The 19837-nt window shown below is 39.6% G+C and carries 16 protein-coding genes and 4 tRNA genes; 8 read left to right on the top strand and 12 right to left on the bottom strand.

Going from position 1 to position 19837, the window contains the following annotated elements; genetic code table 11:
- Positions 1 to 34: 34 nt before the first annotated feature.
- Both FTT88_RS11010 and FTT88_RS11005 read left to right on the top strand, forming a co-directional pair.
- Positions 35 to 1495 (top strand): S9 family peptidase, encoded by a 1461-nt coding sequence (locus FTT88_RS11010; protein ID WP_180173926.1) that lies wholly within the window; start codon positions 35 to 37, stop codon positions 1493 to 1495.
- Between the two features lie 182 nt (positions 1496 to 1677).
- Positions 1678 to 1938 carry a hypothetical protein gene (locus FTT88_RS11005; protein ID WP_168379169.1) on the top strand — a complete coding sequence of 87 codons (261 nt, stop codon included), beginning with the start codon at positions 1678 to 1680 and terminating at the stop codon, positions 1936 to 1938.
- A 75-nt stretch (positions 1939 to 2013) separates the two neighbouring features.
- On the opposite strand, the gene FTT88_RS11000 is transcribed toward FTT88_RS11005, so the two are convergent.
- The 5 genes from FTT88_RS11000 to FTT88_RS10980 form a co-directional block, all read right to left on the bottom strand.
- Positions 2014 to 2496, bottom strand: coding sequence for a DUF2726 domain-containing protein (locus FTT88_RS11000; RefSeq protein WP_218955735.1), 483 nt, complete (start codon positions 2494 to 2496; stop codon positions 2014 to 2016).
- 22 nt (positions 2497 to 2518) lie between these two features.
- Positions 2519 to 2594 (bottom strand) — tRNA-Asn (locus FTT88_RS10995).
- 256 nt (positions 2595 to 2850) lie between these two features.
- Positions 2851 to 2926, bottom strand: a tRNA-Asn gene (locus FTT88_RS10990).
- A gap of 216 nt (positions 2927 to 3142) precedes the next feature.
- A tRNA-Asn gene (locus tag FTT88_RS10985) sits at positions 3143 to 3218 on the bottom strand.
- A 5-nt stretch (positions 3219 to 3223) separates the two neighbouring features.
- Positions 3224 to 3299: transfer RNA gene (locus FTT88_RS10980), tRNA-Asn, on the bottom strand.
- 496 nt (positions 3300 to 3795) lie between these two features.
- On the opposite strand from FTT88_RS10980, the gene FTT88_RS10975 reads away from it, so the two are divergent.
- A complete protein-coding gene (locus FTT88_RS10975; RefSeq protein WP_257233053.1) occupies positions 3796 to 4965 on the top strand; it encodes a hypothetical protein in 1170 nt (389 codons plus the stop codon).
- Positions 4966 to 5466: 501 nt separating this feature from the next.
- On the opposite strand, the gene FTT88_RS10970 is transcribed toward FTT88_RS10975, so the two are convergent.
- Both FTT88_RS10970 and FTT88_RS10965 read right to left on the bottom strand, forming a co-directional pair.
- A complete protein-coding gene (locus tag FTT88_RS10970; RefSeq protein WP_078192384.1) occupies positions 5467 to 6093 on the bottom strand; it encodes a superoxide dismutase in 627 nt (208 codons plus the stop codon).
- A 156-nt stretch (positions 6094 to 6249) separates the two neighbouring features.
- Positions 6250 to 7008 carry a Nif3-like dinuclear metal center hexameric protein gene (locus FTT88_RS10965; RefSeq protein ID WP_180173924.1) on the bottom strand — a complete coding sequence of 253 codons (759 nt, stop codon included), beginning with the start codon at positions 7006 to 7008 and terminating at the stop codon, positions 6250 to 6252.
- A gap of 169 nt (positions 7009 to 7177) precedes the next feature.
- On the opposite strand from FTT88_RS10965, the gene FTT88_RS10960 reads away from it, so the two are divergent.
- Entirely contained in the window at positions 7178 to 8356 is a 1179-nt protein-coding gene (locus FTT88_RS10960; RefSeq protein WP_180026344.1) for a S1C family serine protease, read from the top strand.
- Positions 8357 to 8542: 186 nt separating this feature from the next.
- Positions 8543 to 8800, top strand: a complete 258-nt coding sequence (locus tag FTT88_RS10955; RefSeq protein ID WP_078191893.1) for a hypothetical protein — start codon at positions 8543 to 8545, stop codon at positions 8798 to 8800.
- Positions 8801 to 8904: 104 nt separating this feature from the next.
- On the opposite strand, the gene FTT88_RS10950 is transcribed toward FTT88_RS10955, so the two are convergent.
- The 3 genes from FTT88_RS10950 to lipA form a co-directional block, all read right to left on the bottom strand.
- Positions 8905 to 9291 (bottom strand): carboxymuconolactone decarboxylase family protein, encoded by a 387-nt coding sequence (locus tag FTT88_RS10950; RefSeq protein ID WP_168379173.1) that lies wholly within the window; start codon positions 9289 to 9291, stop codon positions 8905 to 8907.
- Positions 9292 to 9450: 159 nt separating this feature from the next.
- Positions 9451 to 11964: an acyl-CoA dehydrogenase gene (locus FTT88_RS10945; protein WP_180173923.1), complete on the bottom strand. Its 2514-nt coding sequence runs from the start codon at positions 11962 to 11964 to the stop codon at positions 9451 to 9453.
- Positions 11965 to 12385: 421 nt separating this feature from the next.
- Positions 12386 to 13399: a lipoyl synthase gene (lipA, locus tag FTT88_RS10940; protein WP_180010433.1), complete on the bottom strand. Its 1014-nt coding sequence runs from the start codon at positions 13397 to 13399 to the stop codon at positions 12386 to 12388.
- A 206-nt stretch (positions 13400 to 13605) separates the two neighbouring features.
- Between lipA and sthA the strand changes: the two genes are divergently transcribed.
- Both sthA and FTT88_RS10930 read left to right on the top strand, forming a co-directional pair.
- Entirely contained in the window at positions 13606 to 15021 is a 1416-nt protein-coding gene (gene sthA, locus FTT88_RS10935; RefSeq protein ID WP_078190237.1) for a Si-specific NAD(P)(+) transhydrogenase, read from the top strand.
- A 143-nt stretch (positions 15022 to 15164) separates the two neighbouring features.
- Positions 15165 to 16277 (top strand): AAA family ATPase, encoded by a 1113-nt coding sequence (locus tag FTT88_RS10930; protein WP_180173922.1) that lies wholly within the window; start codon positions 15165 to 15167, stop codon positions 16275 to 16277.
- Between the two features lie 34 nt (positions 16278 to 16311).
- Here FTT88_RS10930 and chrA read toward each other — a convergent pair whose 3' ends face one another.
- Positions 16312 to 17550 (bottom strand): chromate efflux transporter, encoded by a 1239-nt coding sequence (chrA, locus tag FTT88_RS10925; RefSeq protein ID WP_180173921.1) that lies wholly within the window; start codon positions 17548 to 17550, stop codon positions 16312 to 16314.
- Positions 17551 to 17885: 335 nt separating this feature from the next.
- On the opposite strand from chrA, the gene FTT88_RS10920 reads away from it, so the two are divergent.
- Positions 17886 to 18869 (top strand): alpha/beta hydrolase, encoded by a 984-nt coding sequence (locus FTT88_RS10920; RefSeq protein WP_257233054.1) that lies wholly within the window; start codon positions 17886 to 17888, stop codon positions 18867 to 18869.
- 89 nt (positions 18870 to 18958) lie between these two features.
- Here FTT88_RS10920 and FTT88_RS10915 read toward each other — a convergent pair whose 3' ends face one another.
- Complete coding sequence (locus FTT88_RS10915) at positions 18959 to 19810, bottom strand: pirin family protein (RefSeq protein WP_180173919.1); 852 nt, start codon at positions 19808 to 19810, stop codon at positions 18959 to 18961.
- Positions 19811 to 19837 lie beyond the last annotated feature (27 nt).

Below are 19837 nucleotides of genomic sequence, written 5' to 3'. Positions count from 1 at the left end.
ATGTTTAAAGAATAATGATTAAAAAGGATATTTTATGAAACGTTCAAAAATAGCATTAGCTTTGACAGTTGCAGTTTCTATGCTGTCTTTAACCGCGTGTAATGACGATGATAATGACTCATCATCTTCGAATCAAAAATCAACATTTGTGTCTGAAGCAAATTATGCTTTCAATACAGTAGACAATACATCGTCCATTAAAGTCATGACCTATAACATGACCAATGTACAGGGGAAAGCAGCGACTGCAACAGCCTTGGTGTTATTTCCAAAAGCTACACAACCTAAAGATGGGTATCGCGTTGTGGTGTGGGAGCATGGGACAGTCGGGGCAGGAGATGAGTGTGCGCCAAGTAAAAATCTAATTCATCCACGTTTTAAAATTCTAGCTAACACGCTTATGGCGGCAGGTTATGTAATTGTGGCGCCAGACTATGAAGGCTTAGGAACCAAGGGAGTTCATCCATACCTTAATTTATCAAGTGCGGCAAATTCGGCGCTTGCTGCAGTTAAAGCGGCAAAAGAACATTATGGTAAGCAACTCAATGGTCAGTGGATGTCGATTGGTCAATCGCAAGGTGGTCATGCATCCTTAGGGACGGCGGAATTTGCAAATACCGATACTAATTATAAAGGTGCAGTAGCAGCCGCACCTGCGTCGAGTTTAGGCACGATTATTAAGATCTATTTAGATCCAAAACTAAATGTTGATGCAAATGGTCAACCTAAACCCCATGGATTGAATAGATTGGATGAACAGTTGGCACAAGTGCGTTATGCACTTAGTATGGGGCAGCTTTCGGAGGTTCAAGCACAAGCTTTAATTGATCAAATTGCTGATGGCTATGCTGAGCTTTTGGCATATGCAGCATTGACCAGTTCGGGTATTAAAGCCTATGAGCCAAATTATGATTTAAAAAATATCTTTACTGCAGATGCTGGTGTTATTGCAGAAAAAGCCTATGGACGTACAGGGGATGATGGTGCATGTTTAAGTTATGCCGATCCAAATGGCGCAAATGGTTTGCAAGAACAGTTTAAAGCAGCTGTGATTGAATTCTTAAAAGATCCAACGCATACGGTTTCACAGTATGGAATTGATTTGAATAAAATCGATACCGATCCTGTTGTTCAGAAATTTTTAATTGACAATCAGCCAGCGACAAATGCTACTGCTGCCAAAGTAATTAAAGCGCCTGTGTATATTATTCAAGGTGCAAATGATCAGGCAGTTATTCCTGTGGTTACGCAAGCGCTATTTGCAAATATGAAAACACAAGCGAAGAAGTATTTCCCAGATGCAAATTATGCTGAAGGTTATCAATTAGACGTTGTGCCAAATGCAACTCATACACAGGCAATTATCTGTAGAAATGCGCAAGCGGTCGAATTTATTCAAGCTAAAATGTCTGCAGGTACAGGTATTGTCTTAACCAATGAGCAAAAAGATGCAAGCCAAAGTCCACATTGTAAGGGGGTAGCTGCTTCAAGCTAAGCTTTTTCAATAATAAAAAAAGGAGCATGTCTCCTTTTTTTTGCATATTGGATTATTAATCATTCAATCCTTAAAAATGAGGGGCACAGTTAGTTCGAGCAAAGAATGTTATGAAGACTTGAGCGAATTTTGTTTTTTGCTATATTGTGCGTCGAATTATTTATGTAAATGAAAGAATCGTTATGTCTGAAGTAAAGCCAAAACCCAATACCAAAAAGATGATCATTTTGATGGCACTTGGGCTATTGATTCCTATATTTTTGGTCAGTATGGCTTTTCTTGCAGTCAATAGTGATGCCAAAAACCAAGAAAAATATAAGCAACAACAAGCTGAAATGATTGAGCGCATTAAAGCAAAAGAAGCACAAGATGAGGCTTTGGCTGCTGAGGCTGACCAAGCAGTATCGGAAGTGCTGGCTGCTCAAGAGTCAAATGCTCAGTAAAATTCTGCTTACATTATGGATGTGAATGCAATGCGCATTCACCCAATGTTTGATTGTACTTTACGTATTTAACAACTATTTATTTACATCATGCCTGAGCGTGTGAACTGTTGGAATGTTGGTGTAGCGGATTACACGGTAGCCCGCTTCTTCAAGCATTGCATCACGTTCAGCATCTTCTTGCTCTTTGCCTATATGACTGGGGTCATCCAGTTCGATTATCACTAATACATTATAAGTTTGGTCAAGTATGACAAAATCAGTGACTTTTCGATTAAATCTATTTCTGATTTTGTAATTTTGATTGGTGATCAGTGCGCTAAAAGCCACTTGGGCTAAAATGTGGTAGTTCGGAAATGCTTCATTTAAACGATGAAACATCTTACTTTCAAAGGCAGTGATTACACGACGTGGGAAAAACTTTTGTTTGCTTCTAAACAGTCTCGGAAAGACTAAGCAGACAAGGGCAAAAGTTGCCAAGCAACCAATAATAAAAAATGTAAACTGACTGAGATTTGGCACGAAATAAACTACATATATGAAAAAAGCCCACGTCATGATGCGTGGGCTTTTTAGAATTTGGCTCTCCAACCTGGGCTCGAACCAGGGACCTGCGGATTAACAGTCCGTCGCTCTACCGACTGAGCTATTGGAGAATCTGCACGCATTCTATGGGGCAAATGCAGTGAGGTCAAGTCAGAATTGCAAAAAATAAGGAAATTTAGGCTGAATGTATTAAATATAAACACCTTTAATATAAAGCGTTTTTAAAACTTAAGCTCTGACTATTCTTTCTAATGTGGTCGGAGAGCTAAGTGAATAGCTTAGGTCATAGAGCAAGTTATACTTATCTTAAAACAAAAGTCAGAGCATAAAAAAAGCCCACGACATAATGCGTGGGCTTTTAGAATTTGGCTCTCCAACCTGGGCTCGAACCAGGGACCTGCGGATTAACAGTCCGTCGCTCTACCGACTGAGCTATTGGAGAATCTGAAACGGATTCTAAAGATGTATGGCAGGGTGGTCAAGCCTGATTTAAATAAAATACAGAAAATTCAAATTAAGTGTTTTAAAAATAGCCGAATCCGACAACTTGGTACATATACGGATACTTTTAGGAAAGCAAAAACAAAAAAGTAGGTATGCTTTGTTAAATAGTTGGCGATAAAAAACCCACTTCGCAATGAGTGGGTTTTTTAGAATTTGGCTCTTCCACCTGGGCTCGAACCAGGGACCTGCGGATTAACAGTCCGTCGCTCTACCGACTGAGCTATGGAAGAATATATGGCTCTCCAACCTGGGCTCGAACCAGGGACCTGCGGATTAACAGTCCGTCGCTCTACCGACTGAGCTATTGGAGAATCTGATGCGCATTTTAGGGATGAAAGCTAAAGCGGTCAAGTAAAAATAAAAGATAAAGCGCTTAAATGTTTTTTTATTATCCAAAGATGAGTTTCTTGCTTATTTATTGATTATTTTAAGCTTTTGTTGCGTTAAACCCTATCAGAATACTTTAACAATTATAGTTAATAGAGTGATGGATGGAATGGTGGGTAAGGTTGCGTTAGATCGCTATTCTAGTTCTGAACATGCTGAGAGAAGTATGTACTGTCATTTCGGATGACCTTTATTATATTGAAATAGTTAATAATTAGTCAGTAAATTCCAGTTTTTTTAATTAATTAGCAGATTTTTTTAATAATTTTTAGATAAATAAATCTTCTAAGTACACAAATGGCTTAGCTTCCTGTATAAGAACAAAACAAAGTTTCATGAAACGTTATTGAATATTTAAAAAAGTATTCTAAATTCAATATTTTATAAAATTTAAAAATTTATTTTTACATAGGGATTTATATGCTTCACATTGGAAGAAAATTATTAACTTCAACTCTCTTATCTATTTTATTAGTCGCATGCGGTGGAGGGGGAGGAGAAAGTAGTCCAACGTCATCAGAAACATCTGTGCCTAAGCCTATTGAAGAAACTTCTGTACTAAGTCCAGATTTGACACATGGCTATTTTGAAATTGAAAACTCTGGCATTGCTAATCACTCAACTATCAAGTTTTCACCATTTCACACAGATAGTGTGATTGAAGCATCTGCTACTAACAATAATATGTGGAATCTAGAAATTCTTACACCAAGCAATGATTTGTCTGCCCATATTAATAATTTGGCGGGTCTTTATTTTTATCCTAATGACGATAAAGTTGGAGTTTTTAGCTATTCGGAAAATGCTAACGGGTATCTGCGGGTTCAATGTCAAAATTCATGCAGTAATACATTTTCTTATAAAATTGAAAAGCAGAGTAATGGCAAAACTTATTTTATTATAGATGCAAATGGTTCTATAACAGGACGTTTAAATAATATTGGCTTTGCATCTACAGCTAAAATTAAAGGCTCTGTTAAGTTTGAAGTAAATTCTGATTGGCCAGTATGGGATAGCAAACGATTTAATGAATATCCTGCGAAATCAGACTTAATTGTTAATGGTAAACCTGCAACAATAGAAAAATTTTTGGATTGGAAAACTAGTTCTGTTTTAAGTTTTAGGACCGATAAAGAATATTATTTTAATTTTAATAATCCTTTGGATCTTGATCATGATAGATTTATCTTAACAGAGGGGAATTATTTCAGTAATGAGCAACCTAAAGATGTGTACATATATAAAGGATACTTCAATCGAGATTTTACATTAAATACAGATTATGAAAATGGTATAACGACCTTTAAATTCATCAATAACTTATTTACCAACCCTGTTGAATATACTGCGTCTCCAGACTTAGAAGTATCTGGAGGTTTTGTGAAAAAAATTCCTTATGGTCAAGTCATTGCAGGAGATGAAGTTTTTAAAATTGATGAAACTGTTTCAGCAGTTGCATATGCAGAGAATGAAAGTAAATATTATCGTTTTATGAGTCGAGATAAGCAATCTGATCTAGAGTTCACAGTGAAATACGATACTATAACTAAAAATGTAAATGTAGCTTTTCAAAGACCACAGAAGGGTTAATTAAATGTGAATATCTATCTGAAATGGAACTGTAAATTGACGAATAATCATTGTAGTGGTGTAACTGTCAATGATTCAGAGGGAACTATAGAATTTAAAAACGTGCAGTTAGATGATGGTCGTCTAATAAATGGCAAGTTTGGTCATTTAGGCGTAAATGATCTCTTAAGGTAATAATTGCGTAGTTATACTCTCAAAAATATAACTATGGTAATTGTCCTACAATTAATTTAATACATAGTATTTGAAAACACCTTAATTTTAATAAATTTCAGAATCTTGTGTTGGGAAAGGCCATAACTACGGATTTTAAATTTTTTAAATGTTTAACATGCAATATGTGTAATAAAAAATCCTTGTTGCATAACTTTATTTAATTTCACTTGAACTAAAACAAGAAAAAGTAGTGCTTATATATTTTTATAGATTTTAAAATTGTTAAGCCCATAAAAAATCACCCTAAAAGGGTGATTTTTTTGACTTTTGGATAAGTTTTAAAACTTATTTTTCAACGCCAGCAGCTTGACCTGCATATTTAGCGTTTGCATAGTCCCAGTTCACTAGGCTTTCTAAGAAAGTAGAGATGTATTTAGGACGAGCGTTACGGAAATCGATGTAGTAAGCGTGTTCCCAAACGTCGATAGTCAACACAGCAACTTTACCGTGAGCAAGTGGAGTGTCAGCATTTGAAGTTTTAAGGATAGAAAGGTTGCCGTTTACTTCGTCAGCAACTAACCAAGCCCAACCTGAACCGAACTGAGTTGCAGCAGCATTTGCAAATTCTTCAGCGAATTTTTCGTAAGAACCAAAAGCTTCGTCGATTTTAGCTGCTAAAGCGCCAGTAGCTTTACCGCCACCGTTTTTAGCCATACAGTTCCAGTAGAATGTGTGGTTCCATACTTGGGCTGCATTGTTGAAGATACCAGCTTTAGAAGCATCGCCTTTAACAGCAGTGATGATTTCTTCTAAAGTTTTGCCAGCAAGGTCAGTACCTTCAATTGCTTTGTTTAGATTAACCACATAAGTATTGTGGTGTTTGTCGTGATGGTATTCTAAAGTTTCTTTGCTGATGTGCGGAGCAAGATCTTCGTAACCGTAAGGTAACGCTGGTAAAGTAATCGTTGTCATGTTTTCAATTCCTTGCATTTTGCTGGGTTTTGACATTAAGTGCCGTTATTGTAATAGATTCTTGCAGTAAAATGCGCATTGCTTATAAATAACAATACAGAATAAAGCCTGAAAATATACGTATAAGGACTGAGCCAAAGACCAAGACGATTTAAATTAAATCGGGTTATTTAATTCGAAATAACTATACTCAATATTGAACTGTTCTGAAATAGCTTTCGCGAGTCGTTGTACACCATAACGCTCGGTTGCATGATGCCCACATGCATAATAATGCACGTTTAATTCTTGAGCCTCGTAAAAAGTACGTTCACTCACTTCACCTGAAATGTACGCATCACAATCTAATGCAGCCGCTTTACCGATAAAGTCCTGTGCGCCGCCTGTACAAAAACCAATTTTTTGAATAGATGGTTTATCTGCAGGCAGGTGAATGGCATCAAATCCTAATCTTTCAGAAACGAACTCTTTAAACGCTGCTGGAGTCATGGCTTGTTTTAAATAACCAACATTGCCAATAGGATTGCGTTCAGTAGGATCTAAAGCTTCAATATTTTCTAATTCGAGCAAATCTGTTATCGCTGCATTATTACCTAAAGTAGGGTGACTATCTAAAGGTAAGTGATAACCAACGAGTGAAATATCGTTTTTGATCAGGCTTTTGATGCGTTTGCCGCGCATACCTGTGATTGGGTAAGCTTCACCTTTCCAAAAATAACCATGGTGTACCAATAGCAAATCAGCTTTTTCTGCTATCGCGGCTTCAATCGCTGTTTGTGATGCGGTAACTGCACATAAAATTTTATGCACTTCTGCTGAGCCTTCAATTTGCAAGCCGTTGGGAGCATAGTCCTTAAATTCATGTGCTTTGAGTGTGCTGTCACACCACTGAATAATTTCACTTAACTGAGCCATATATTGTCCAAAATCTCAAAGAGATGCATCAAAATTTACGATTGTTTAAATTGTAACTAAAGAATCACAAATCTCTGTATTTATTTTTAATTTTGTTGAAAAGATTACATTACAATACGATATAAATTATTTAGCCATCAATGAATTATAAAATTTAGAGGATATAGACGTGCGTCGGACCTTTACATGGTTACCTTGGGTATTATTAATACTTGTGATCATCGGTTTCTTTACATGGCAACAGGTTCAAAAACCTAAAGCACCCATTGCCCCAGATGGGGTTAAAATGCCTGCAGAAAAGGTTGAGCCCCTCATCGATACGTCGCGTACAGGCGGTGTAGTTTCGTATAGTGCTGCGGTAAAAGTTGCTGCTCCAGCGGTTGTCAATATTTTCACTACGCAAAAAGTGAAACAATTGGATCATCCTTTATTAAATGATCCTGTTTACCGTGAGTTTTTTGGTAATCAACTTCCAGATCAAACCAATCAAAACGAAAATAGTTTAGGTTCAGGTGTGATTGTTCGTCCAGATGGCTATATTTTGACGAATAACCACGTGATCGCACAGGCCGATCAGATCGTTGTGGCTTTACATGATGGTCGTCGTGCTGAAGCGAAAGTTGTGGGTACAGACCCAGATACAGACCTAGCTGTGATTAAGATTGAAATGAGTCAATTACCGGTTTTGCCATTTAAGCTAAGTGGCAATGAAGTCGGTGATGTCGTCCTAGCGATTGGTAACCCTTTTGGCGTGGGTCAGACGGTTACGCAAGGGATTATCTCAGCTACAGGTCGTTCAGATTTGGGAATCAACACTTACGAAGACTTTATTCAAACAGATGCTGCGATCAACCCCGGCAACTCTGGTGGTGCTTTAATTGATGTTGCAGGGAACTTAATTGGTGTAAATACCGCGATCTTCTCGCAGTCAGGTGGCTCTTTGGGGATTGGTTTTGCCATTCCTGCAAAAGTATGTCAACAAGTGCTGAACGCTATTTTAAAAGATGGGCGAGTGGTTCGTGGTTGGTTAGGTATTAGTTTACTTCCAATTAAACAAGAAAATATTTTAGATCCACGTGTGAATGGTGTGATTGTCGCAGATGTCATTCGTAATGGACCTGCAGCACAGGCAGGTTTAAAACGTGGTGATAAAATCGTGAAAGTGAATAATGAGCTGATTACCTCGACCTCACATTTAATCAATTACGTTGCACAACAAGCGCCATTGAGCACTATGCAAATTGAGATTGAGCGAGACGGAAAGGCGATGACATTGCCGGTACAAGTGGGAGAGCGTAAACTGCAAACTCAAAACAGTGACTCGCAATATATTCCATTACCCCGCTAGCATAGAAAATCCCTCTTCATGAGGGATTTTTTTTGAGTTCCTTTTTTTGTATATCGCTTTGAAGAGCTTCGTTTGCGCCAAACAATGCGCTTTGAAATTGAAATATCAATTACAAAAATGCATTGCACGCTTTGCTGAATTTGGCTTAATTTATAAGCAATAATAATCAGATAAGCGTATAAGAATATGAGCTTTTTACCCGCTGAACATGCCAAAGTTTTATCCAGTCAAGCCAATTTAGATATCGCCTTATATAAGACACGTTTGGCTTTGCTGATTGAGGAAAATGCCAAACAGGGGAATACCGCCGTATTTACGGTTTTACCCAAGCATTTAGCTTTAGAAGAGATTCGAAGTTTATCTGCTGAGCTTACAGAATTGGGATATCAAGTTCGATTTGAAGTGAATGAATTCTTCTATAATTTTAATGTCTACTGGATTTGATTCGGGATTCACTGCATTTAAGGTCGTAAGTTAAAAACAAGATGAAACCCTTTAGAAAACCACGCTAAGCGTAGTTTTCTAAAACTGTTTTATAACGCAGTAACTTATTTAGATTTTTGATAGTCATTAATGACTTCAAGTGCCGCACGAAAGGCTTCTTGAGTCGCCGGTGCGCCACAATATGGCAAACTATGAAGTAACACTTCCTGAATTTCTTCTACAGTCGCCCCATTATTTAAAGCACCTCGGACATGACCCTTGAGTTCTGTTGGACTTTTTTGTGCAGTTAAAAATGCAATGGTAATCAGTGAGCGATATTTACGGGGTAAAACGCCTTCACGCTGCCAAGTTGAACCCCATGCATGCTCATTAATCCAATCTTGCAAAGGTTGAGTAAATGGCACGGTATTGTCTTGAGCACGTTTAACGAAACTTTCACCCATAACTTCAGTACGAACTTTTAAGCCATTTTCATAATCTTGTTGTGACATGTAGCAAACCCTCTGTGATGTAATTTTGCAGTACAGCCTATACCTTTGACTCTGCGATACCATTGGCTGATGGTCGTATAAAAAAGCCATCCCATTGTTTAACAGTGGAATGGCTTTTATTTTGAGAAAAATAAAGCTTAAAAGCGATGCAGAAGCTGATTAATAACGCAGGAAGGCTTCTGGTTCATCATCGGTGTGTTGTTGCTTTTTCACTTCTGGTGAAACGGTTAAATGTGGATTGGATAGCTCAAGTTCGTGGATGAGTTGCATATCGAAAACATCTGTGAGCATACTGTCATAGCGTTGAATGTTGTAAGTGCTGAGCTGTTCAGCTTCGGAGGCAGTAATGACTTTTTGTGCAATGGCATCGGCTATATGTGCTTCAAAAGTTAAACCTTTAAATTGGCCTTTAGATTCAGCTTTTTTAAATTGGTTCCACAGCGGTTCAATTTTCAACAATTGTAAAAAGGCATTTTCCATACGACCAGAAACTTCATCTGCTGCAGTGCTGTAATACACGTGCTTTTTCAGTTCTTGGCGGAAAGTATTATCTAGCATCATTTGAGTGGCAACTTCACGTTTTAAATGGTCTGTCGGTTTGGCAACAACTCGTCCAAACGGAAAGCAGATGATTTTTACTACACTTGCCGCTAGTCGCATTGGGAAGTTATCAAATAAACCATGGAAAGCCTCTTCGACATTGTACAAAGCTTTATCTAATGCAAGTTGCGCATGTAATTGTTCAGCTTCACTTCTTTGACCTTGTTCATAATATTTAAGAATAGCCGTCGCGATAAATAAATAAGAGTGAATGTCTGCAAGTCGGCCAGAGAGCATTTCTTTACGTTTAATATCGCCGGCTAAAAGGCCAAGACACATATCTGCAGTCAGCGCGAAATCAGCACTGAATCGATTAATTTTTTTATAGTAGGGGCGGCTAAATTCATCTGCTGAAGCTGGTGAGTCTGATGGGCCACCTGTGAACGCATAAGCAAAGGCACGTGCAGTTCGGTTAAAGGTATAGCCTAAGTGCTTAAAGAGCATTTCATTGAATGTATTGAGTGCAGTGTTTTTATCTTCGGCTTGAAGTAATTGTAGCTCCTCAAATAAATATGGATGGCACCGCATTGAGCCTTGTCCAAAAATCATCAGAGAGCGACTTAGAATATTGGCACCTTCGACAGTAATTGACACAGGAATGGCCTGATAATTCAAAGCTAAAAAATTACGAGGTCCCATTTGCACGGCACGTCCACCGACGATGTCCATGCCGTGATTCACCACTTTACGCATGGTTTCAGTGGCATAGTATTTGGCCATTGCAGTCATCACAGCAGGTTTGCCACCTTGATTCAAACCACATGTCACCAAATAGCGGAAAGCTTCAAGCATATAAGCATCTGATGCGATATCACTCGAAGCTTCTTGTACACCTTCAAAATTACCTACAGAAATTTTAAACTGCTGACGAACTTTGGCAAATGCACCAACATTTAAATATGCCATTTCTCCGGCTGCCGTTGACAATGCAGGGAGTGAAATACCACGACCAACCGCTAAGCATTCCATCAGCATACGCCAGCCTTTGCCGGCATTTTCAATCCCACCAATGATCCAGTCTAAGGGAATAAAGACATCTTTACCTTCAACTGTCCCATTCATAAATGGTGAGCCTGGATTATGACGAGGGCCTGTAATGACACCGTCATGACTCGCCGGTAGCAGCGCGCAGGTGATGCCATATTCCGTTTTATTTTTATCTCTCAATAAGCCATCTGGATCGTAAAGTTTAAATGCCAGACCAATGACGGTAGCAATTGGTGCAAGAGTAATCCAGCGTTTGGAGAAGTTCATGTTTAAGCCGAGCACCTGTTGTCCCTCAAAAGTGCCATAACAGACGACACCTGTATCTGGAATAGCGCCTGCATCTGAACCGGCTTCAGGGCTGGTGAGTCCAAAACATGGAATTTCTTCACCTTTGGCAAGGCCAGGGAGGTATCGGTCTTTTTGTGCTTCAGTACCATAGTGTAGAAGCAATTCCCCTGGTCCAAGCGAGTTGGGCACCATACAACTGACTGCGGCAGTCAGTGAGCGGGATGCAATCTTGCTCATGACACGGCTTTGTGCAAATGAACTAAATTCACGTCCTCCATACGATTTTGGAATCACCAGTCCTAAGAAACCATTATCTTTAATGAATTGCCAAGCTTCTGGTGGGAGGTCTTTATGTTTATGGTGAATATCCCACTCGTTGAGCATGCTACAAAGTTGCTCAACTTCATTATCAATGAAAGATTGTTCTTCAGCACTGAGCTGAGGATAGGGATAAGCCTCAAATTTTTTCCAATCAGGCGCGCCCATAAATAGCTCTTTTTCCCACCAACTGGTTCCTGCATCCAATGCTTCACGTTCCGTAGTACTCATACTCGGCATCGCATTTGCTAAGGATTTATAGGCAGGTTTGGTGAGCAGATTGAGTCTCAGTGGGTCAATCAGCACGATTAAACTTAAAGCAATTAGAGGGATGCCAAGTATTAATGACCATGGGCTTAAAAAGGCGAGTGCAATTGAAACGAATATCAGTGTTATTGCGCCTACAGCTCGTGAAAGTTCAAAGAAAAAAACGGCCCAAAGAGCAAAAATAAAGAGTACGGCACTGAGTATAAATAGCATTTGTTATGGCTCCAGTGACAAGGGCCAGAGCGTTATGCGTTTAAAACAGCCTACATGCGTTTAAAATGATCTCATCTTTTGTCTTTCTGATTTTAAAGTGCATGAGACTGTCAAAATGGCATCACTCGGCTGGTGAGTATGATTGGACAATTGCGCGAATATAATGAAAGCGCAAATAAAGTGTTATCAATAGATTGATTAATAAATGATCACAACACAATCCCTATCGGGCAAAGAAATGTCACATTACGTAAACTTGGATAATTCGATATATTGGATGAATATTGGATACTGTTTAAGGAACACACAATTTTCGAAAGATCTTATATTGGGAAACGAATTGGGCTTAGTGTGAAAGCCACAAAAAAAGCCCTCAATCAATGAGGGCTTTTAATTTGCGATGTTTTAAATCTTAGTGTAATTAGGCTTCAATCGCTTGCACTGCAATTTTCTTTGCAGGATCAGTTTTACGACGTACCGCAGGCACTGGCTCACCATAGTATTGACGGTCAGCAAAGTAACTTGAACGGACCATTGGTGCAGCCCAAATGTTTTTGAAACCAAGCTTTTGGCCATGTGCAGTGTAACGCTCAAATTCTTCTGGGCTTACAAAACGGTCAATAGGGGCATGTTCTTTAGAGGGCTGTAAGTACTGACCAATGGTGACATAGTCAACATCATGTGCTTTTAAGTCGTCTAATAACGCGATCACTTCTTCTTCAGTTTCACCAATACCGACCATCAAACCACATTTAGTTGGTACATCTGGGCAGTATTCTTTAAACATTTTTAATAAGTTTAGAGAGTGTTGGTAGTCAGAACCTGGACGCATTGCTTTATACAAACGTGGCACAGTTTCAATGTTGTGGTTAAACACATCAGGAGGGCACTCCGTCATGATACGAAGGGCAACATCCATACGACCACGGAAGTCAGGAACTAGAATTTCCAAAAGTGTTTTTGGGCTCAAGTTTCGAGCTTCTTTAATACAGTCAACAAAGTGCTGTGCGCCGCCATCAACTAGGTCATCACGGTCGACCGACGTAATTACGGCATATTTCAAACCTAGATTGGCAATGGTTTCTGCCATGTGACGTGGTTCATCTGGGTCAAGAGCATTGGGACGACCATGCGCAACGTCGCAGAATGGGCAACGACGAGTACAGATATCGCCCATAATCATAAAGGTTGCAGTACCGCCACCGAAACATTCAGGTAAGTTCGGGCAAGCCGCTTCTTCACACACGGTATGTAATTTTTGTGCGCGTAAAGTTGTTTTAATACGTTGAACTTCATCAGGGGCAGCCATTTTGACCCGAATCCAGTCAGGCTTACGAGGCGTTTCAACCGTTGGCACGACCTTCACAGGTATGCGAGCGACTTTTTCTGCGCCACGAAGTTTTACACCCTGTACAGGTTTACGGTTCTCAGACATATTCAACTTTTCCACTGTTTTTGACGAGGAGATATTCAAAAAATTAGCTCGATCATTATAGCGGACTTGAGCTTAAATAGGGGGAAAACGATATTCATATAATAAATGTGGTTATCACATAATATATGTGAGCTAAATATCCAAAAAAGTTAGGATATACGTCATAATACAGCCTAGATTAAAGAATATTTGTAAAGGAGCGTTGAATGCCACGTAAGAAAGAGGTCGTTAGTGGAACTTTCGTGAAATACGATGCGGTAGTTCTGGGTTCTGGCCCTGCGGGTGAAGGCGCTGCAATGAAACTTGCTAAATCAGGTAAGCGAGTTGCAATTGTAGATATGCGTGAACAGCTTGGTGGTAACTGTACCCATGTAGGAACAATTCCAAGTAAAGCATTACGTCAGACCGTTTCAAGCATTTTACGTTACCAACGTGACCCTATGTTCCAAAAAGTCGGTGAATGGAAACAGTTCACGATGAAACAGGTGTTACGTAATGCGCATAAAGTGATTCAACAACAAGTTGAAACGCATTCACGTTTTTATGACCGTAATAAAATTGATATTTTCCACGGCCGTGCGTATATCCAAGATCAAAACACTGTTTTGATTTTTAGCAATGAAGGTATGACGGAAACTTTAGTATTCCAGCAATTAGTGATTGCGACAGGTTCACGTCCTTACCGTCCTGCTGCTTTAGACTTTAATCATCCTCGCGTATTTGATTCAGACAAAATTTTGGATCTGGATTATTCAATCCAAAAAATCATCATTTATGGTGCAGGTGTGATTGGTTGTGAATATGCGTCTATCTTTATTGGTTTAGACCATAAAGTAGACTTGATCAATACACAGCACAAATTACTCAGCTATTTAGACGATGAAATCTCAGATGCATTGTCATATCGTTTACGTGAGCAGGGTGTACTGATTCGCCACAACGAGCAGATTGATCATCTTGAAACACATGATGATCACGTGGTTCTTCACTTGCAAAGTGGTAAGAAAATTAAAGCGGATGCGATTTTGTGGTGTAACGGCCGTTCTGGTAATACCGATGGTTTAGGCCTAGAAAATGTAGGTATCAAACCAAACAGCCGTGGTCAATTAACTGTGAATGATCAATATCAAACTGAAGTAGAGAATATCTTTGCTGCGGGTGATGTAATCGGTTGGCCTTCACTTGCATCTGCTGCATATGACCAAGGTCGTTGTGCCGGTTCTAACATGAGCGGTGAAGAAGGAATTGCACCTGTAACGGATATTCCTACAGGTATTTATACAATTCCTGAAATCTCTTCGATTGGTAAAACTGAACAACAGTTAACGGAAGAAAAAATTCCGTATGAAGTAGGTCAGGCATCTTTCCGTCATTTGGCACGTGCACAAATTACCGGTGATACCGTGGGCGAGCTTAAAATCTTGTTCCATCGTGATACTTTAGAAATTTTAGGCGTTCATTGCTTCGGTAATAATGCTGCGGAAATTATTCACATTGGTCAGGCCGTGATGAACAGCCCGAACAATACGATTAAATATTTCGTAGAAACCACATTTAACTATCCGACTATGGCGGAAGCGTACCGTGTTGCAACATTGAATGGTATGAATCGCTTATTCTAAGGTTAAAGTGAACTTAGAATGTGCAATGAAAGACCCGTAAGTTTCGGCTTGCGGGTTTTTTTATGGTTAGGATAAAGTGCATGCAAAATATACATTCAATCCACTTATAATCATCAGCATTTCCAACTCATTTTAGGTAGCCCATGATGATCCGTTCAGTGACTATTCAAGGTTTTCGATCTATTCATCATATAAATCTGACCTTGTCGCGTCTGAATATCATCAGTGGTCCGAATGGTTGTGGTAAATCCAATCTATATAAAGCTGTGCGTCTCTTACATGAAGCAGCGAATGGCCAATTATCCCAAGCTATTGCTAATGAAGGCGGGATTCAAAAAATCATGTGGGCAGGTGGTCACCGTGCGGGTGATCGATCGAAAGATCCTAAGCGCATGAAGCTTGCTGTGGAAATGGAGCATTATGAATATCAACTTGAAATTGGTTTTCCCGAACCGCTCATTACGTTATTTGCACTCGATCCTTTGGTCAAAGTAGAAGGGATTTGGTTGAGCGGCTATCAACGTCGAAAAATGAGCGAGTTGTTAGAGAGAACCAACCAAGCGGCATTTCTTAAAAATGTTGATGAAGAACGGATTGCTTATCCGATGTCTTTAACACCTGAAGAGTCGGTGTTTGGACAATTGTCCGACCCACATTTATACCCCGAAGTTTCACAAGTGCGTGAGACCATGAAAAACTGGCGCTTTTATCATGAGTTTTCTGTCAGCGGAAATTCACCGATCCGTGTCCCACAGGTGGGCATTCGTTCGCCAGTTTTAGCGCATGATGGTACAAATTTAGCTGCGGCTTTTGAAACTTTACGTGAGCGTGGCAACAGTGAAACCTTGTTTGAAGTACTAGAAAAAGCCTTTCCGCAGACCCAATTTTATGTGCAGGAAATGGGTGGGCGCTTTCAAATGATGATGCAAAAGCAAGGGATCTTAAGACCTTTGGAAAGTGCCGAATTTTCAGATGGGACTTTACGGTTTTTGTGTTTAGCTGTGGCTTTATTGAGTCCAAGACCCCCAAATTTTATGGCACTGAATGAGCCAGAAAATAGCTTACATCCCGATTTATTACCTGCCTTGGCGCTGCTGATTGCTGAAGCAAGTCGCTATACACAGCTTTGGTTGACCACACATTCCAATGAGCTGGTTGAAATGATCAAACAGTATAGTGATGTGCAGCATTATCAACTGGATCAGGTCGAGGGGAAAACTGTGGTCAAGGGCGCAAGTTTAATCGATGAGGATTAGATTATTCCTTTAGCTATAGTTTTTTTGCTTTCGTTTAAAAGGGCAGAAAAGTTAAAAAAGCATAATAGCCGATAAAACTGCTTATTAAGCTAAACCAGACTGGCAGCTTGCTGCGAAGTAAAGCAATAACGACGGCAACAAATATAAAGTCCGTCCATTGAATGATGTATTTTTGGCTCATTTGAAATAGTAGACACAGTAATAAACCGACGACAGCTGCATTGATCATTTTTAAGGTGCCAAAAATCATCGGGTATTTCATCAACTTATTCCAAAACGGTAATAAGCCAAACAATAATAAAAATGATGGTAAAAATATCGCCACAGTCGCGAGTACAGCATTTAAGAGTAGCACATCAGTCATGGGTAAAAGTGTGCCGAGATAGGCGGCGAAACTAAACAAAGGTCCCGGCATGAGTTGCGCAAGGGCATAGCCTAAGTCAAAATTTTCATTACTGATCAGTCCTGTCGAGACAAAGTCCTGATGTAAAAATGGCAAAATAATATGTCCACCACCAAAGACGAGGGATGCTGTGCGGTAGAAGCTTTCTAAGCTGAAAGCCAATATATTGCTATGTTGTATATCGAAGAATGGCAGAACGAAAAAAGGGCTGATAAAGGCGAGAAGCCATAGCCAAGAGGTGCAAGTATTTTCATGTGCATTCCGGCTAAAATTGTCATGTTTGGGTGGAAATGTTTCGGCGATATTTGGCTTTTGGCTGTGTAATTGATTTGACGATAAAACTAAACCGATAATTGCAGCGCATAAAATCACCAAAACTTGATTTAAAGAAAATTGAAAGAAATAAATAAAAAATGCAGCTAAAAGCATGACTAGATACTGAAATTTTGTTTTACAGAAGCTTCGCATCATTTGCCAAAATGCCCATGCAACAACGGCTAGTACAATTAACTGAATAACATGAAAGAATAAAGTTGAGAGTTGATTACTGAGTTTTATACTTAAAGTGGCCGCGGCACACATCAGCAGGGCTGAAGGTAAAGTAAATCCTAACCATGCAAAACAAGCACCTTGATAGCGGTTGAGTTGAAATCCAATTGCCATGCCGAGCTGGCTACTTGTTGGGCCTGGAAGGACTTGAGCCAAGGCAAGCAAATGCGCATATTCATGCTCCGTTATCCATTTTTCTTGTTTCACAAAATATTGAAAAAACAACACTAAATGCGCAGCAGGTCCACCAAATGCAATACACCCTAATCTTAAAAAGGTGAGAAAGATGACAAGGTTTCGTTGTGGTATGGACTGGCTCATGCGTTACCAATATTTAAAATCAAAAGTAAGGTTATGAATTTCTAAAGGATAAAATTATTAAAGTTAAAAGATCTTAAAGGCTGATTATTGCAGGAGTATGTAAATCCTGCTTCAAAAATATTTTGAAGTGCTTAGCAGGGAAAAAGATAATTGGACGAAGTGACATAGTGCTGTCCCACATGCACATGGCGTCGGTTTCCGCCGCTGATTAGCATCAGCACATACACATAAAAAATTGTCTAAAAATGACTTCTCCAAAATCAGACACCTTATCAGAAATTTTGAGCGCTTTATTGAAGTGGTTGATGAGTGGCATTGCATCGTTACTTTCAATCATGGCATTTGCAGATGATCAGCTACTTGCTTCACAAGCATTAGCAAGTTATACAGATCAAAACAGTTGGCAGGGCATTCAGCACTATCTACCCAAAGAATACCATTTAGATGAAACGCAGCGACCCAAAGAAGAGTGGTGGAGTTGGCAGGGTCATACTGTTCACTTAGATACTTATCGGCATCCACAGGCAAAAGTGAAGGTGATTCTGTTTCATGGTGTGGGAACAAATGGTCGACAAATGTCGATGATTTTGGGTCATCCTTTGGCACAACGTGGCTATGAAACTATCGCTATTGATATGCCCGGTTATGGCCTCACCCAAGTCAAAAAGGGCTCAAAAATTCGTTATGATGATTGGGTTCAAGCAGGTAATGACCTCATTGAAGCCGAGCTACAAAAAGATCATCGTCCTATCGTTTTGTATGGGCTTAGTGCAGGTGGTATGTTGACCTATCACGTGGCGGCAAAAAATAAAAAGGTGAAAGGTATCGTCGGTATGACCTTTCTAGACACTTCAAATAAAACTGTGCGTGATCAAGTCTCTTTGAATAAATTTATGAGCCGCGTGGGCAGCCCACTGGCTCATGTGACAGCACATACACCATTTTCAGCATTGCCAATGCCGATGCGGTGGGTAAGTAAAATGCATCGCTTGGTGAATAATGACGCAGCATTGCAGGTCTTTTTAAAAGATAAAACGTCAGCTGGGAATAGTGTATCGGTTAAATTTCTAGATTCGTATTTATATTATAAAAATGACACGCCACCGGAGCAGTTTGATATCTGCCCAATTTTACTGACGCAGCCTGAACAAGACCGCTGGACGCCTTTGGCTTTAAGTCAGCCATTTTTAGCACGGATTCATCAAGTTCCAGTCGATGTCGTCATGTTGAATAACGCAGGACATTATCCTTTGAAACAGCCGGGACTCGATCAAATGGTCAATGCAATTGATGCGTTTTATCAAAAAGTCACGCAATAATCTGTTGAAAGCGTGATGCGTAATTCATATCAAAATAGATATAAAAAGCCAGAAGGCGGTTTTTTTGGGGGACTTTATCGTGGAAATATTTAAGCAAAATGACCATGTTGAAAATCATAAAATGCCTGACGTATTTCATCTTCAGTATTCATGACGAATGGTCCATGTGCCGCAATCGGTTCATTTAAAGCTTCGCCACTTAAAATAAGCAGTTTGGTTGCTTCAAAAGATTTAAGTTTCAAGGACGATATTTGGTCACTGACATATAAAGTCTGTTTCGCATCAAAGCGTTGACCTTCGATTTCGATCGCGCCACTTAATACAAAAATCATGTTATTCCACTGTGGGTTGAATGAAAATTCCTGTTCAGCATTTGCATTCAAGCGCACATCCAACACATTCATCGGGCTAAAGGTTTCAGCTGCACCCAATGTATCTTCGAATTGGCCAGCAATGACGCGTACCACGCCAGCATTTTGTGCAAGCTTTACTTCAGCAATATTGGCTGTTGTCAGTTCTTGATAGCGAGGTTCAGTCATTTTGGCATGACGAGGTAAATTGACCCAAAGTTGTACCATGTCTAAATTTCCGCCAGTTTTGGCAAAATCTTTAGAATGGTGTTCTTCATGCATAATGCCTCGACCCGCAGTCATCCATTGCACTTCGTCTTTGGCAATGCTGCCGTGATTTCCTTTAGAGTCAAAATGCTCCAATTCACCTTCATAAACAATGGTTACTGTTTCAAAGCCACGATGTGGATGTGATCCAACACCACGTTGATGATGACTTGGAGAGAAGTGATATTGGCCGGTATAGCCCATAACGAGAAATGGACTGGTTTGATTGCCCATTTCTTGCATAGGGAGCATAGAGTTTGTTGGGAAGCCATCGCCCACCCAAGTACTACGATCACTATGATAAACACGTTTGATTGAATTCATAATTCAGCCCTCAATATATTGCTGCTG

The sequence above is a fragment of the Acinetobacter sp. YH01024 genome, from assembly GCF_013420195.1.
GTDB lineage: Bacteria > Pseudomonadota > Gammaproteobacteria > Pseudomonadales > Moraxellaceae > Acinetobacter > Acinetobacter amyesii.
The sequence above is the reverse complement of the archived record's forward strand: the minus strand, read 5'-3'. Positions and strand labels throughout refer to the sequence as shown.